Here is a 15431-nt window from a genome sequence, read left to right on the forward strand (position 1 = left end):
GGCCTGACCTCGGAAGATAGGAATGGAGCTACCGAAGCAGCCAGGAGGGGTCTGGGCAAACTGCCCCCGATAGGAAAGACTCTTCCGCATGGCACTGGCACCAGTCATCGAATTGAACGACGGCAACCGGATCCCTCAGATCGGCCTTGGCACCTGGCCGCTGAACGACCGGGAGGTGAGTGACACCGTCGTACGCGCTGCGGAAGCCGGGTACCGGCATATCGATACGGCCGTGCGCTACGGGAACGAGGCCGGGGTCGGATCCGGAATCCGCGCCAGCGGACTGGACCGGGCGGAGTTCTTCATCACCACCAAGCTGGATGGGGAATTTCAGGGCGGGGACCTGGCCGCGGCCGGTCTTGAAGGCTCGCTGAAGCGTCTGAACCTGGACTATGTGGACCTGCTGCTGATCCACTGGCCGCTCCCCCGCCGTGGAGAATTTATCTCCACGTGGAAGACCTTTGAGCGGCTGCAGGCCGAAGGAAAAGTCCGTTCGATCGGCGTCTCGAACTTCAAGCCCGCGCACCTGGAAAAGCTCATGTGGGAGACCGAGGTTGTGCCGGCCGTGAACCAGATCCAGCTCAACCCCTCGGTGACCCGTTCGGCCGACCGCGCCTACAACGAGGGACACCGGATCGTCACGGAGTCATACAGTCCGCTGGGTTCGGGATCGGGGCTGCTGTCCGCGCCTGTCCTGAACCGAATCGGCGGCAAACACGGCCGGACGGTAAGCCAGGTGGTGCTGCGCTGGCACGTCCAGCAGGGTCTCGTGGCCATCCCCAAGTCCGCCGATCCCCAGCGGATGAAAGAGAACATCGACGTCTTCGATTTCGCCTTGGATGAGGAGGACCTGACCGCCATCAACACTCTCGACGAAGGCCCCGAGGCCGGCGTAAATTCCGACGTCCAAGGCCACTAACGCCAGACTTCAGGCGACTGCGGCAGCTGCTCCTCGCTGGAGGGCGACTGGCAAAAAAATAGTAAGCATGATTAGTATTGAGCAGAAGGACGAAGCGTACCCGGCAATCCGGGTAACTCCTCTAGATGAAGAAGGAACGATAAAAGATGGGTTTTTTCGCATTTCTGATTCTTGGCCTCATTGCCGGAGCCATTGCTAAGGCCATCCTCCCCGGACGGCAGGGCGGTGGCATTTTCATCACGCTTCTGCTCGGCGTGGTTGGCGCAATTCTCGGCGGCTTTATCGGCAGCGCGCTCTTTGGAGTGGGGATCAACGAGTTCTTCTCGCTGTCCACGTGGCTGCTCGCGATCGGCGGCGCACTGATCGTCCTGCTGGTCTACGGCATGATTACCAAGCGCACGGCCCGCTAGACAGGGTCGCTGGATAGAGCAGCGCCGGAACCGGCTCCGGGGAACCTCCCGGGGCCGGTTTCCCACCCTCGGCCGTATTGGCCGAACCAAAATCGTACAGATCCCCCTCAAGAGTAGGAGATCATCATGAAATCCAAACTTCTCTTCGGCGCCGGAATCGCTGCAGGTTATGTGCTCGGATCCAGGTCCGGCCGGGCAGCGTACGACAAGCTCAAAGCACGGGCCGCCGGCATCTGGGACAGCAAGCCGGTCCAGGACAAAGTCACAGCAGCAAAGGAAGCCGTCAAAGAAAAGGCCCCTGAGGTGGGCGACCAGCTGGCCGAAGCCGCGCGCCGGGCAGGGACCGTACTCGACTCCGCCATGCACCGCGATGCACCAAAGCAGGGTGACGCCGGTACTGCGTCTGCCAGCACTGCATCTGTTGCCGGTGCATCTGCAGACAGCGGGCACGTCCCCGCGCACAGCACGCACCCGGAGACGGTAAACCTCGGAACTTCCGATGTGGAGTCCGATCCGGCGCTCAACGACAGCGCGGGTCAGGACTGGTCGGACGAGGGCGGCGCCACTCCCGCCGGCGCCGCCACGAACGTGAATCCAGACAAGCAGTAGCTCCACGACTGGCTGCTTGAGCCTGCACCGCGGGCGGGTGGGCAAGAACTAAAAATGTCAGACCCCTCTGACAATGTTTTCCTATGGAAGCCATCGGGGACAGTGGGGAAAGTATGCAGGCCGGGCAGCAGTGCCCGGCCTGCGTGCTGCCCTGCTGCATAGCATTTCCGCTTCCGGGCATCCGGCTTCTGCCGGAACCGGCACCGCCGTGGCGGACACATCTTCGTCCGACGGCGGTGCTGCCGCCAGCTTGGAGGCAGGCAGTGCTTTCGGTCACATCCAAAAATGTCAGACCGCGCTGAGATAGTTTTCGCATGGAAGCGATTGGGGAGGATCGAGCGGACAGCTCGGCGGGGACGAATGTCTCTGGCCTGGGTGCCGCTGTCCTGCTGCGCGGCCGCCGGCTGCGCAGCGTTCCTGCGGCTCTCCTTGCTGACGCATCGGTCAAGGACGTGTCCGACGGCGGTGCTGCCGCCGGCTTTGCAGCTGGCGCTGGCCCTGCAACTCAGCGTTTGGCAACGAACGGCCCGGAACCGGTCGCCGCGGCAACTACTGAACTGGCGTCCCCAGCGCCGGCAACGACTGATCTGAAGGCGTCCCTGGCGCTGCTGGACTCCGCCACCAGCTCGGCTCCGGAGGAGCTGGCCGCGGCCAACTTCCTTCAGGCGGCCGATTTCGCTGAACTGACCGAGAAGCTCTCCCGCCGCGTCGAACACCTGCAAGTACTCGCCGCCGCGGCGGTGGACCGGACACGGACCGAGGCGATCAACGCCGCCGCGACCGCCAGCCGCGCCGCCGGCTGGACCACAGGCTGGGGCACCGAACCCGAACCCGGACCCGGACCTGCCCCGGATCCTGGCGCTCAGCCCTTCGAGGCTGCCGCCCCGGCCGCATCTGGTCCAACTCCGGCCGCCTCCGCGGTGGCCTCTGCCCCTGCCTCTGCGGTGGCCTGGTCCCCGGCCGATGACGGAGCCCGAAACACCGCCGAGTTCCTCCGCACCCGGCTCCGGATCAGCACCCCCGAAGCACGCCGCCGCCTCGCCCTGGCCAACGCCACCCTCCCCCGCACCGGACTCGCCGGCCGGCCCATGCCACCCGAACGCGAAGAAACCGCAGCCGCCCTCACCACCGGAATCATCTCCTCCCGCGCCGGAACCACCATCACCACCGCCCTGGACAAAGTCCGCCACATCCCCAACCCCGCCCTGATCGCCGAAATGGAACACAACCTCACCCAAACCGCGATCGACAACGACCACGACTTCCTCACCCGCATCGCCCACCGCTGGATCGACGCCCTCGACCAGGACGGCACCGAACCCTCCGAAGAAAACCTCCGCCACCGCCAAGGCGTCTTCCTCCACCACAAACGCGGCGGCCTGCACCACCTCGAAATCCGCGCCACCACCGACCAATACGAAGTCCTCGCCACCGTCATGAACACCGCCACCAACCCCCGCACCACCACACCCAACACCACCACCAGCGCGAAAACCGACAACGGCAACAACAACGACAGCGGCGGCGGTGACGGCACGGCCGCCGGCACCAGCCAACAGGACACCAGCCAACAGGGCAACGGCAGCAGCGGTGACGGCGGTACCAGCAGCGCCGACGGTACCATCGCCGCCGCTGTCGACCCCGACGCGGCCTTCAACGCCCCCACCCCGGAACCGGACCTGGACCGCCGCACCCTCGCCCAGCAACGCCTCGATGGCCTCATCGGCGCATCCAAGGCAGCCCTCGCCGCCGGCACCCTGCCCACCACCGGAGGACTCCGCCCCCAAGTCATGGTCACCGTCGGCTACCGGGACCTCCTCAACAGCATCCAAACCACCGCCAACCGCGGCCCCCGCTACGCCTCCAAAGGAAACCACACCACCAACCAGCCAACAGACAGCCCCCAACCAACAGACACAAACGGATGGCAACCCAGCGGCCCCGAGCTCCTGCCAGGCACCTGGCAGACCACCCAACCGCGCCCCGAACCGGACACCAGCACAGACGCCCCGCAGACAAGCGAACCCGACACCCAGACAGGCAACCTACCCAGCACCAACATCACCAGCACCAACGCCGCCAGTATCAACCCGCCCGGCACCAACCCGCCCGGCATCAACCGGTCCGGCACCGACCCCTTCACCACACCCCTGCCCGGCGGGCCGGCCGGCACGGCCACCGGCAGCGGAACCTTCACCTACACCGGCCCCGTCACCGCCTCCACCATCCGCAAAATCGCCTGCGACGCCGACATCATCCCCGTCCTCCTCGGCAGCCAAGGACGCATCCTCGACATCGGCCGCACCACCCGGATCTTCCCGCCCCACATCCGCAAAGCCCTCAACACCCGCGACCAAGGCTGCGCCTTCCCCAACTGCACCATCCCCGCACCCTGGTGCGAAGCCCACCACATCACCTACTGGTCCCGAGGCGGACCCACCAGCACCGACAACGGCGTCCTCCTCTGCACCCACCACCACCACCTGATCCACAAGGAACAGTGGAAAATCCACCTCAAAAACGGCATCCCCTGGTTCATACCCCCACCCCATATCGACCCCCGCCAACAACCCCGACAAAACCACCACCACAAAACATGAACCCGAGACCGGGGACGGCCCGGGCGGGCCGGGCTGTCTGACGGGATCTTTCTGACGGACTCACGAGGAACGCCGGCGTCGGCGGCAAGCGCACGACTTCGCGGGAAGTGGGGCTGGTCTGCCCAAGTGGGCTAGAAGAGCTGCCCGATCACCACTGTCGCGTCCAATTCAGCCGACGTGGCAGTCCGCGGCCTTAGGCCCCCACGGACCATGGCCGCTGCAGTATGAGGAGCCTGCAGCCGGCTGGTTTCGATGAGCAGGTGCCCTCCCGGCCTGAGCCAGGCCGCGGCTTCCGCGATCACCCGGCGCTGGATGTCGAGGCCGTCGGGCCCGCCGTCCAGCGACACCCGCGGCTCATGAACGCGGGCTTCACGGGGCATGCTGCTGATGGACGCCGTCGGCACGTAAGGCGCATTCACCGCGAGGATGTCCACGGTGCCCCGAAGGCGAGCAGGCAGGGCCGAGTAGAGGTCGCCCTCGTGGACTGCACCGCCCGCTGGCACGATGTTGAGGCTGGCACACTGCACAGCGGCGGGGTCGACGTCGGAAGCGTGCACCTCCACGCCGGGCATCTGCACCGCCAGCGCGGTACCCACAGCGCCGGAGCCGCAGCACAGGTCAACAACAACCGGAAGAATCGTCGGCGACGCGGGCGGAGTGATGCCAACAGTCCCCGCGGGCTCAGCGGGCTCCGGCCCCGCGGCTCGAAGGAGCGTGGCAGCCTCCTGAACCAGCAGTTCCGTCCGGCGGCGTGGCACAAAGACGCCGGGCTCGACCCGGATCCGCAAGCCACAAAACTCGGCCCAGCCCAAAATGTGCTCGAGCGGAAACCCGTCGACTCGTCGCTGCACGGCTTCCATAAGTTCATCGGCGGCAAGGCCGGCGGAAAGGAGGAGGTCCGCTTCGTCCTCGGCAAAGACACAGCCGGCGGCGCGCAGCCTGCTGATGACGTTGGAGCGGAAAGGCGGTGATTGAACAGGCATGGTTGCGTCCTTCGGGTGAATGATGGGCGCTCCGTGCATACGTCCGACTAGCCTTGGCGGTCCGTAAGGCGGGCAAGGAGAACCCAAGCTGGCGTTGCGAGAATTGTTCTCACCTCCCGGGTAGTACTGATCCGGCACATTTAATACGCGCCCGGCCCTCAAATCGGCTCTGCAAAAATCCATGTTATCCGACGCCGAATCCGGCAATTATTGGCAGGATGGAACGATGACCCACAGCGAAAACCACACGCTCATCTGGACCGGCTCCTATACCGCGGACAGCGGCGGCCACGGGGCCGGGATCGGGGCCGTATCGGTCAACGCTGATGGGACGCTCACTTGGCGTGGGACGGCGGCAAAGGCTGACTCGCCGTCGTTCGTTGCGGTGCACCGGAAACTGCCGATGGTTTACGCCGTCGGGGAGAACGCCAAAACCGTCCAGGCATACCGGCGGCGGGGAGAATTCGGCCTCGAGGCCGCCGGCGAGCCCTGGGCGGCCGGCGAAGCGCCCTGCCACGTCACCGTCGATCCGCAGGGCAAGTTCCTGGTCGTCGCCTGCTGGGGCGATGGTCAGGTGCTGCTCTACGAACTGACGGACGACGGCGGGATCGCCCGCCGCCTTCCGTCGGCACCCTCCAGCGACCCGCACCGGGACGACCGCCCCAGCCGCGCCCACGCCAGCCTGGTACTCACCGACGGCCGCATCATGACCACCGACCTCGGGCACGACCTCCTCCGAGTCTGGAACTACGTCCACAGGACGGGCCTGGTGCTGGACCATGAGGTGGTGCTGCCTAAGGACAGCGGCCCCCGCCACCTGGTGCAGCATTCCGACGGAACGGTGTCGGTCGTTACCGAGTATTCGATCGAGGTCTTCGCAGCCCGTGCCGCCTCGGCATCGGGAAAGTTCGAACTGGTCGGCCAGGGTCCCGCGACGTCCGACGGCGCCAAGGACGGCGACTCTGCGGCCGAGATTGCCTTGTCGCCGGACGGGCGGTTCGCGTATGTCGGGGTGCGGGGCTCCAACCGCATCAGCGTGCTGGAGGTGGACTCGTCGGCCGAGGGCAGCCTGCTTCGCCCGCTCGGCGACTTCACCAGCGGCGGCGACTGGCCCCGTCACCACCTGGTCCGCAGCGGGTCGCTGCACGTTGCCCACGAGCGCTCCCACGACATCACAACCTTCCGCCTGAACGACCAGACCGGCCTTCCGGAGGGCCCTCTTCAGCGTCTTGTTGCGGGTTCCCCCACGGCCCTGATTGTGGCAAGCTAAACCGCAATCGACAAAGCCAATACAGGATTAGTCATTCCCAATACGGCCCCATCACAGGAGGCCGTGTTGGCGATCGGGCCTGCCTTGGACGAGTCGGCGTCCTAACGGAGTCCGGGCTGCCCCACCCGGACAAGCAACGTTGCTTTGCGGAAGGTCCAACATGCTCACCGTCCCTCGCCTGAATTCCCCGCGCCGTACCGGCGGCCCCGTCAAACCCACCCGCGCCACTCTGGCGGCGGCAGGCGCGCTCGTTCTGCTGGCTGCGTCGGCCCCACCCGTCCAGGCGGCCCTGCCCGCCCAGGCAACTCCGACAGCCACAGCCGCCCTGCCAACCCAGGCACCCGGCCAAGCCGCAATTGTCAACAAAACCCCGGTGCCGCCGTCGGGCACCAAACAGGGAACAGGTGCCCATTCCCTCCGCACGCCCGTTACCGGCGAGAACTTCTACTTCGTCATGGCGGACAGATTCAGCAACGGCGACGCCGGCAACGACCAAGGCGGCCTCGGCCCGGATCCGATGGTCTCCGGGTTCGACCCCACCCGGAAGGGCTTCTACAACGGCGGGGACCTGAAAGGCCTTCTGGACAAGATCGACTACATCCAGGGCCTCGGGACCACGGCGATCTGGCTGACACCAAGCTTCAAGAACAAGGCGGTCCAGCCCGAGGACAATTCCGCCGGCTACCACGGCTACTGGGTCACCGACTTCACCCAGATCGATCCGCACCTGGGCACCAACGCCGAGCTGAAGGCGCTCATCGACGAGGCGCACTCCCGCGGCATGAAGGTGTACTTCGACATCATCACAAACCACACCGCGGACGTCATCGGCTACAAGGAGGGTGCCCGCACCGGCTACGTCTCCAAGGACAGGGCGCCGTACCGCACCGCCGCAGGCGTTGCCTTCGATGACCGGGACTTCGCCGGCCGGGCCGACTTCCCCAAGCTCGACGCCGAAACCTCCTTCCCGTACACACCGGTGCTTGATCCGGCGGAACAGAACCTCAAGGTTCCGGCCTGGCTCAACGACCCGACGCTGTACCACAACCGCGGCGACACGACCTTTGCCGGCGAGAACTCCTCCTACGGCGACTTCTTCGGCCTGGACGACCTGTTCACCGAGCACCCGGCAGTCGTGGCCGGCATGACGGACATCTACGAGACGTGGATCCGGGACTTCGGCGTGGACGGGTTCCGCATCGACACCATGAAGCACGTCAACGATGAATTCTGGCAGCAGTTCGGGCCCGAGGTACTCGCCTACGCCAGGGCGCACGGCAAGGACGAGTTCTTCATGTTCGGCGAAGTCTTCGACACGTCCAAGAGCTTCACGAGCCAGTTCACCACACGCAACAGGATGCAGGCCGTGCTCGACTTCCCTTTCCAGGACGCTGCGCGCAATTTCGCCTCGAAAAGCCACGACGCGAAAGAGCTGGAAACCTTCTTCGCCGCCGACGACTGGTACACCGACGCGGACTCCAACGTCTACCAGTTGCCCACCTTCCTGGGAAACCACGACATGGGCCGGATCGGCAGCTTCATCAGCACCGACAACCCGGACGCGGACGGCGCCGAACGTGTGGCCCGCGACGAACTGGCCCACGAGCTCATGTATTTTTCCCGCGGAAATCCCGTAATCTACTACGGTGACGAGCAGGGCTTCACCGGCCCCGGCGGAGACCAGGACGCCCGCCAGACGCTGTTCGCCAGCAAGGTACCCGACTACCTCGACGATGACCTGCTCGGCACGGACGCCACCCATGCCACCGACAACTTCAACACCGGGCATCCCCTGTACGCGAAGATCCGCGAACTCGCGCAACTGACCAAAGACCACCCGGCCCTGCGCGACGGCGCCCACCAGCACCGGTACGCCTCGGATGGACCCGGCATCTACGCTTTCTCGCGCACAGATGCCAAAGACCAGCGTGAGTACGTGGTTGCGCTGAACAACAGCGAGAAGCCGCAGACGGCCGCCGTTCCCACTTACATCGCCAAGCGCAATTACCGCCTCATCTACGGCGACGCCGCCGAAAACTCCAAGACCGCGCCCGATGGCAAGCTGACCGTCACGGTGCCGCCGCTGTCCGCCGTTGTCTACCAGTCATCCGGCCGGATCCCCCGCGGGAAGGCGGCCCCGGCCGTCGCACTGCAGCCCCCTGTTTCCGCCGCAGCCACCGCCACCTCCGCCGGGGACAACGGCCGGATCCAAGTGACGGCCGACGTCGACGGCAGCTCGTTCTATGAGGTCACCTTTGAAGCCAGGACGCCGGGCGGCAAATGGGAGCGAGTGGGCACCGACGACACCGCGCCCTACCGGGTTTTCCACGACGTCTCAGTACTGGAACCCGGCACTGTCGTGGAGTACCGGGCGGTGGTCCTGAACAACGCCGGCCGCTCGTCGGTCAGCGCTGTCCGGTCCGCTGAGGTGCCGGACCCGGTACTGACCATCCAGCAGCCGGCCGAGGGCAGCACGGTCCAGGGCAACGTGGACGTGGTGGCCACGGCAGACCCGGAAAAGGCCAGCCACGTGGTGCACTTCGAGCGGAGCGTCGCGGGCGGGCCATGGACAGCCATCGGTTCCAAAGATGACTCATCCCCGGCGTACACGGTGGCGGACCGCTTGGACGCGCTGGGTCTCGCCGACGGAACCGAGGTGCGGTACCGGGCAAAGCTCGACGGGACGGGTGTGGTGAGCAACGTCCGGAAAGTGGCCGTGGGCGCCGCGCCGCAGCCCGAGTCGGTCACTGTGGCGGGAAGCCTGAACAGCGAGATGGGCTGCCCGGATGATTGGCAGCCGGCATGTGAGGCGGCGTTCCTGACCTTCGATCCGGCGGACCGCCTGTGGAAGCTCACGGCAGACCTTCCGGCTGGGCAGTACGAATTCAAGGCGGCCATCAACGGCTCCTGGGATGAGAACTACGGCCAGGATGGTGCCCCGAACGGTTCCAATATCGTGCTGGACCACGACGGCGGCCCGGTCACCTTCCGGTACAGCCACACCACGCACGTGATCACAGCCAGCTAGGCCGCCCGGGACCGGCGCCAGTCCTCAGGCCCGCATGGCCTTCTCGACCGCAGCGAGCAGGGAGTTGAACCTTTCGTCGCCCTCAAGGCCGTCGATCAGCACGGGGTCCCCGTCCGAGTTGGCCAGTGGCACCTGCCAGTTGGGGTACTGGGCAGAGGTGGTTCCTGGCTGGTTCTGCACGCGCCGTTCCCCGACAGCGTCCACGAGCGCCACCCCGAGAAGGACTGACGGGGTCTGCGCGAGCAGGCGGTGCAGCGCCTCAATCCGTTCCTGCTCGGAGCCGGCGTCGCTGGAGGACAGCAGGCCGCGCTGCCGGAGCAGGTCCATCATTTTCTCCAGCTTGGCGTTGTGCTCCAGGCGTTCCTCCTCCGCGGAACGCTCCAGCAGCCCGAGCGCGTTCCGCAGCGTCACGTGGTCGCCGGCGAGATAGCCCGCCGTGGGCGGCAGGTCGTGCGTGTTGACGCTGGAGAGCGCCTGCAGCCGGTACCGTTCCGGCGGCAGCGGGGAGCCGCCGTCGTTCTCAAACCACAGGATCGAGGTGCCCAGGATGCCCCGTGCGGCCAGGTAATCCCGGACCCACGGCTCGAAGGTGCCCAAGTCCTCGCCGATCACCACGGCGCCGGCACGGTGAGCCTCCAGGGCGAGGATGCCGATCATTGCGTCGTGGTCGAACCGGACGTAGGCGCCGTCCACCGGCGAGTTCCCTGCCGGCACCCACCACAGCCGGAAGAAGCCGAGGATGTGGTCCACCCGGATGCCGCCTGAATGCCGCAACACGGTCGCGAGCATCTCCCGGAACGGCTTGTACCCGGCCTCGGCCAGGCGGGTGGGGTGCCAGGGCGGCTGGTGCCAGTCCTGGCCCAGCTGGTTGTACATGTCCGGCGGCGCGCCGACGCTGACGCCAGGGGCGAGGACGCCGCGCAGTGTCCAGGCATCGGAGCTCTGCAGGTCCACGCCGACGGCAAGATCGTTCACCACACCCAGGCGCATGCCGGCCTTGCGGGCCGCCTGCTGGGCCGATTCGAGCTGCTCATCGCAGAGCCACTGCAGCCAGCGGTGGAACTCGATCCGTTCCGCCAGCTCGCGCCTGAGCTTCTCCGCCAAGGGTGAGCCGAGTGCCGCCGAAGGGTCGCTCCAAAACGGGTCGTCGGCGTCGAGGTCCTCGCGGATGGCGCACCAGAGGGCAAAGTCATCCAGTCCGGCACCGGCCTTGCGGCAGTAGTCCTCAAACGCGAGCTGCCGCGACGGCGAACGTCGGACACCGGCGATCAGCTCAAGCGCCGCCAGCTTGGCAGAGTAGACCTTGTCCCGGTCAAGCCGGGTGGCATCCTTGTTCAGCTTTCGCGCCTGCTTCATGAGGCTGTGGACGAGCGACTGTTTCTTGGGCTTCAGGTACGCCAGTTCCGGGATGGACTCGATCCGCAGGTACAGCGGGTTGAAGAACCGGCGGGTCGATGGCGAATACGGCGACGGCTCCAGCGGGGGCACGGGGTCGGCGGCGTGCAGGGGATTCACCAGCACGTAGTCGGCCCCGCGTGCGCCGGCGACCGCTGCAAGTTCGGCGAGGTCGGCAAAATCGCCCACGCCCCAGGACCGCTTGGAACGGGCGGAGTACAGCTGCGTCGCCAGCCCCCAGCCGCGGCGCTGCTCAAGGCTGGCTGCCGTGGACAGCCGCGCGGGGGTCACCACCAGTGTGGCCTCCGCAACCACCCCGGCCGCCTCGGCGCGCAGGGTGTGCCACCCCAGGCCCGTGTTCTGCGGCACGGCGAACGTGGCCCGGCCGATCAGAACGCCGTCCACCTCGCGCGGTTCTACCCAGACGTCCTCCTGGACGGCTTCCAGCTCCCGCCCGTCCTCGGTGACGGCCCACATCCGGACGGGCGAACCGTGCCGCACGTGGACGCTCACCTGCCCCGGTGTGCCGTCCTGAATTACGACGGCGGGCGGCAGCATCCGGCGCCAGGGCGCCAGTTCCGCTTCGGCCAGTTCGTGCTCGATGAGCTGGTCGGTGTGGGCGTTGACCCCGAGTGCGGCCAGGACGCGGATCAGGGTATCGGCGGCAACCTCATGCGGCTGCCCGTCCCACCCCTGATACGACGTGCCAACGCCGTATGCCTCCGCGAGCCAGCGCAGCAGCTCGGGATTCACTGCGGCAGTGGCTACCGGCTTTCCGTTGCCCTCTGATGTTTTGGGGGAAGGGGATTCCGGCGAAGGTGTTGCAGGGGAAGAGATCTCATGGGAAGTCGCGTGCTGCTGGCTGGGAACCTTCATATGTCCGCCTCGTCTGCTGTAGTCGGCCCGAAACTAACGTTGCTGCCTGTCACGGGCCGTTTTCAGCGCCCCCGCAACTGCTGGTTCCGATTATTGCAGGCTGCACCGGCGGCCAGGCCTCAAGCCGCCGCGCAGGCCTTCTGAAGCTCCCGGACAGAATTGCTGGGAACCTGGTCGCCGGCCTGGGCGATCGCCTTCAGGGGTCCGGTGATTTCGGCGGGCACGCCAGCTGTCTCTGCCCCGGCGACGAGGCCCGCGAGTGCCGCCTTGTCCGATGCGCTGACCAGGCCGTCCTCGATGATGCTGCAGATCTGGCCCTTCACCTGTTCGGCCGCCGCGTTGGCTGCCTGCGACACCGCCGAGCTCGCCGCATTCTGGGCTGCTTCCCCGGCCTGGGCGCAACCCGCCAGCAGGACAAGGGCAGGAAGCATGGACAGAGCGAGGAGGCTGCGTTTCATGGTTCCACCCTAACAACGGCGCTCGGGGCGAGCTCCGTCAACAGAAGCCTGGCAACGGTCTCAATGGTGCAAATGCAGGCGGAGTTTGCCGCCCTTTAATGCGTTGACTTGTCTTGTGGACATCCCCTAGCGTTCCAGTCACTGACAACGTTGTCTACCCGGGTGAACTGGGGAAAGACACGCGCGATGAAGGGCGACAACAGCACAATGCACCATAGAAAATTCGGCAGACTACAGCTATGTACGGCAGTGACAGTGGCCGGTCTCAGCCTGGCCGCCGTACTGGCCGGAGCAGGGACCGCAACAGCGGCCAGCACTGCCGGCGACGAGCAGTTCCGGCCCGCCTACCATTTCACGCCGCAGCAGAACTGGATGAACGATCCTAACGGGATGGTCTTCTACAAGGGCGTCTACCACCTGTATTTCCAGCACAATCCGTCCGGCAACCAGTGGGGCAACATGTCCTGGGGACACGCCACGTCCACGGACCTGGTGCACTGGAAGGAGCAGCCCCTGGCAATCGCCACCGACGACCAGCAGGACATCTTCTCCGGCAGCGTCGTGGTGGACAAGAACAACACCTCGGGCCTGGGCACGGCCGAGAACCCGCCCATGGTGGCGGTCTTCACCAGCGCCTACAAGGACGCCTCGCCGTACAAGGGGCTGCAGGCACAGTCCCTTGCCTACAGCCTGGACGAGGGCAGGACCTGGACCAAGTACAGCGGCAACCCGGTGCTCAACCGCAACTCGGCCAACTTCCGCGACCCGAAGGTGTTTTGGTACGACTCCCCCGGCGGAGGCGGCTACTGGGTGATGGCCGCCGTCGAGGCCACCGAGCACAAGGTGGTGCTGTACAGGTCCGGCAACCTCAAGGACTGGACGCAGCTCAGCGAGTTCGGCCCGGCGAACGCCACGGGCGGCCTCTGGGAATGCCCCGACCTGTTCCCGCTTGCCGTCGACGGCGACCCCGCGAACGTCAAGTGGGTGATGGTGGTCAACGTCAGCCCGGGAGGCGTGGCCGGCGGCTCGGCGGGACAGTACTTCGTGGGCAATTTTGACGGCACCACCTTCACCTCGGAAAGCACCAAGCCCACCGACGCGCTCCCCGCGGGCACTCGCTTGGCAGGCTTCAACGACGGCACCTACAACGGCTGGACGGTCAACAACGAGCCGGGCAACCCGAAGGACGGCCCGTTCGGTGCGGCACCCGCGGCCGGAACCATGGCCGGGCAGAACGGCGTCACCGGCTTTGCCGGCGCCGGCCTGATCAATTCATTCAACGACGGCGACTGGCCGCTGGGCTCAATGAACTCGCCGCAGTTCACCGTGGACAGTGATTACCTCAACTTCCTGGTGGGCGGCGGACAGCATCCGCGGGTTTCGGACAAGCTGGATAACACCCCGCCGCCCGGGGACCTGCTGTTCAACGGCTTTGAGGTCCCGGACGGTTCCACCCTGGCCGACGCCGGGTGGACAGGAACCGGGGATCTGGCACCGGTCTTCCAGCCGGCAACCTCCGGCGGCGACTTCTACATCGGCGCCAAGCGGATCAACACGTTCGAAACGGGAGGCGCACCCGGCGACGACCGGCAGGGAACCCTGACGTCGCCGTCGTTCACGGTAAACCGGAACTTCATGAGCATGCTGGTGGGCGGCGGACACCGCACGGCAGGCTCCGGGCAGACGCTGGAAGCCCAGCTGCTGGTGAACGGAAACGTGGTCCGCAGCCTCGCCGGTGATGACGCGGGCGCCCTGAACTGGAAGGGCTGGGACGTGTCCGAGTTCGCCGGGCAGCAGGCACAGCTCCGGATCGTGGACCAGGCCACCGGGGGCTGGGGACACCTCACCCTGGACCATGTCATGCTGACCGACCAGGCCGCCGTGCCGCGTTCCGACGAAACCACCGTCAACCTCGTGGTGGACGGCAAGGTGGTCAGGACGGCCACCGGAGCGAACAGCGAGGTCCTGGACTGGGCGTCATGGAACGTGTCCGAGTTCAAGGGCCGGCAGGCCAGCATCCGGGTGGTGGACAACAACCGCTTCGGCTGGGGCCACATCCTGGCGGACGAGTTCATCGCCTCGCCGCGCCCGGCCACGCCGCGGGTCCAGACCTACGACTGGCTGGACTACGGACGGGACTACTACGCGTCCGTATCCTTCAACAACATGCCGCAGAACAAGCGCATCATGCTCGGCTGGATGAACAACTGGGACTACGCCAACAGCATTCCCACCTCGCCCTGGCGCAGCGCCATGTCCCTGCCCCGTGAGGTGGCCCTGACGCAGACCGCCAGCGGCCCGCGGCTGAAGCAGAAGGCCGTCCAGCAGGTGGATGGCCTCGGCACAAAGGAAAGCTACTCAGAAAAGCGGGCCCGGAACATTCCCGCCGGCACGCACGCACTGCCGGCCGCCGCCGCTGGCGACGTACAGCGGATCGATATGACCTTCTCCCCCGGATCAGCGTCCAAGGCCGGGATCAGCGTGCTGGGAAACGGCGACAAGTCGACCGTCATCGGCTACGACAAGGCAACCGGGGAACTGTACGTGGACCGGAGCAACTCCGGCCTGACGGACTTCCATCCGCTCTTCGTCTCGGTTGATTCCGCCCCCGTGGCCGTAGACGCCAGCGGCAACGTGACGCTGCGGATCTATGTGGACCGGTCCTCGGTGGAGGTGTTCGCGCAGAGCGGCCTGCAGACCATCACGGACCAGGTCTTCCCCGAACAGGGCGCCAACCAGGTGGCGCTCTTCGCCGAAGGGGGAACCGCCCGGCTGAAGTCACTGACCGTCACGCCACTGAGCCAATCCATGTTCCAGGCAGCGCAAATGCCCACCAAGAACAGGAAGTAAGGGCCGGCGCCGGAGAAGGCCGGCACCCGGAAA

The 15431-nt window shown here is 66.3% G+C and carries 10 protein-coding genes; 7 read left to right on the forward strand and 3 right to left on the reverse strand.

What is annotated here, in order from left to right; translation table 11 throughout:
* Positions 1 to 88: 88 nt before the first annotated feature.
* From ABIE00_RS21400 to ABIE00_RS21415, 4 genes are all read left to right on the forward strand, one after another.
* Positions 89 to 919 carry an aldo/keto reductase gene (locus tag ABIE00_RS21400; protein WP_354262655.1) on the forward strand — a complete coding sequence of 277 codons (831 nt, stop codon included), beginning with the start codon at positions 89 to 91 and terminating at the stop codon, positions 917 to 919.
* Positions 920 to 1065: 146 nt separating this feature from the next.
* Positions 1066 to 1329: a GlsB/YeaQ/YmgE family stress response membrane protein gene (locus tag ABIE00_RS21405; protein ID WP_354262656.1), complete on the forward strand. Its 264-nt coding sequence runs from the start codon at positions 1066 to 1068 to the stop codon at positions 1327 to 1329.
* A gap of 126 nt (positions 1330 to 1455) precedes the next feature.
* On the forward strand, positions 1456 to 1938 hold the full coding sequence (locus tag ABIE00_RS21410; RefSeq protein WP_354262657.1) for a hypothetical protein: 483 nt from the start codon (positions 1456 to 1458) through the stop codon (positions 1936 to 1938).
* A gap of 314 nt (positions 1939 to 2252) precedes the next feature.
* The gene (locus tag ABIE00_RS21415) at positions 2253 to 4538 is read left to right on the forward strand and encodes an HNH endonuclease signature motif containing protein (protein ID WP_354262658.1); all 2286 of its coding nucleotides are present in this window, start codon (positions 2253 to 2255) and stop codon (positions 4536 to 4538) included.
* A gap of 131 nt (positions 4539 to 4669) precedes the next feature.
* On the opposite strand, the gene ABIE00_RS21420 is transcribed toward ABIE00_RS21415, so the two are convergent.
* Positions 4670 to 5521 (reverse strand): putative protein N(5)-glutamine methyltransferase, encoded by an 852-nt coding sequence (locus tag ABIE00_RS21420; protein WP_354262659.1) that lies wholly within the window; start codon positions 5519 to 5521, stop codon positions 4670 to 4672.
* Between the two features lie 226 nt (positions 5522 to 5747).
* Here ABIE00_RS21420 and ABIE00_RS21425 point away from each other — a divergent pair, with 226 nt between their 5' ends.
* Together ABIE00_RS21425 and ABIE00_RS21430 are read left to right on the forward strand one after the other, a co-directional pair.
* Positions 5748 to 6791, forward strand: coding sequence for a lactonase family protein (locus ABIE00_RS21425; RefSeq protein ID WP_354262660.1), 1044 nt, complete (start codon positions 5748 to 5750; stop codon positions 6789 to 6791).
* A gap of 160 nt (positions 6792 to 6951) precedes the next feature.
* Positions 6952 to 9819 (forward strand): alpha-amylase family glycosyl hydrolase, encoded by a 2868-nt coding sequence (locus ABIE00_RS21430; RefSeq protein ID WP_354262661.1) that lies wholly within the window; start codon positions 6952 to 6954, stop codon positions 9817 to 9819.
* 24 nt (positions 9820 to 9843) lie between these two features.
* Here ABIE00_RS21430 and malQ read toward each other — a convergent pair whose 3' ends face one another.
* Both malQ and ABIE00_RS21440 read right to left on the reverse strand, forming a co-directional pair.
* A complete protein-coding gene (gene malQ / locus ABIE00_RS21435) occupies positions 9844 to 12090 on the reverse strand; it encodes a 4-alpha-glucanotransferase (RefSeq protein WP_354262662.1) in 2247 nt (748 codons plus the stop codon).
* A 119-nt stretch (positions 12091 to 12209) separates the two neighbouring features.
* Positions 12210 to 12548: a hypothetical protein gene (locus ABIE00_RS21440; protein WP_354262663.1), complete on the reverse strand. Its 339-nt coding sequence runs from the start codon at positions 12546 to 12548 to the stop codon at positions 12210 to 12212.
* A 186-nt stretch (positions 12549 to 12734) separates the two neighbouring features.
* Between ABIE00_RS21440 and ABIE00_RS21445 the strand changes: the two genes are divergently transcribed.
* Positions 12735 to 15398 (forward strand): GH32 C-terminal domain-containing protein, encoded by a 2664-nt coding sequence (locus ABIE00_RS21445; RefSeq protein ID WP_354262665.1) that lies wholly within the window; start codon positions 12735 to 12737, stop codon positions 15396 to 15398.
* Positions 15399 to 15431 lie beyond the last annotated feature (33 nt).

Origin of the sequence: Arthrobacter sp. OAP107 (assembly GCF_040546765.1) — a bacterium.
In the GTDB taxonomy this organism is placed as follows: Bacteria; Actinomycetota; Actinomycetes; order Actinomycetales; family Micrococcaceae; genus Arthrobacter.

What these genes read in the sequence shown, in the direction of transcription:
- ABIE00_RS21400 (WP_354262655.1), top strand. Translation starts at nt 89, where the DNA reads ATGGCACTGGCACCAGTCATCGAATTGAACGACGGCAACCGGATCCCT.
- ABIE00_RS21405 (WP_354262656.1), top strand. Translation starts at nt 1,066, where the DNA reads ATGGGTTTTTTCGCATTTCTGATTCTTGGCCTCATTGCCGGAGCCATT.
- ABIE00_RS21410 (WP_354262657.1), top strand. Translation starts at nt 1,456, where the DNA reads ATGAAATCCAAACTTCTCTTCGGCGCCGGAATCGCTGCAGGTTATGTG.
- ABIE00_RS21415 (WP_354262658.1), top strand. Translation starts at nt 2,253, where the DNA reads ATGGAAGCGATTGGGGAGGATCGAGCGGACAGCTCGGCGGGGACGAAT.
- ABIE00_RS21420 (WP_354262659.1), bottom strand. Translation starts at nt 5,521, where the DNA reads ATGCCTGTTCAATCACCGCCTTTCCGCTCCAACGTCATCAGCAGGCTG.
- ABIE00_RS21425 (WP_354262660.1), top strand. Translation starts at nt 5,748, where the DNA reads ATGACCCACAGCGAAAACCACACGCTCATCTGGACCGGCTCCTATACC.
- ABIE00_RS21430 (WP_354262661.1), top strand. Translation starts at nt 6,952, where the DNA reads ATGCTCACCGTCCCTCGCCTGAATTCCCCGCGCCGTACCGGCGGCCCC.
- malQ (WP_354262662.1), bottom strand. Translation starts at nt 12,090, where the DNA reads ATGAAGGTTCCCAGCCAGCAGCACGCGACTTCCCATGAGATCTCTTCC.
- ABIE00_RS21440 (WP_354262663.1), bottom strand. Translation starts at nt 12,548, where the DNA reads ATGAAACGCAGCCTCCTCGCTCTGTCCATGCTTCCTGCCCTTGTCCTG.
- ABIE00_RS21445 (WP_354262665.1), top strand. Translation starts at nt 12,735, where the DNA reads ATGAAGGGCGACAACAGCACAATGCACCATAGAAAATTCGGCAGACTA.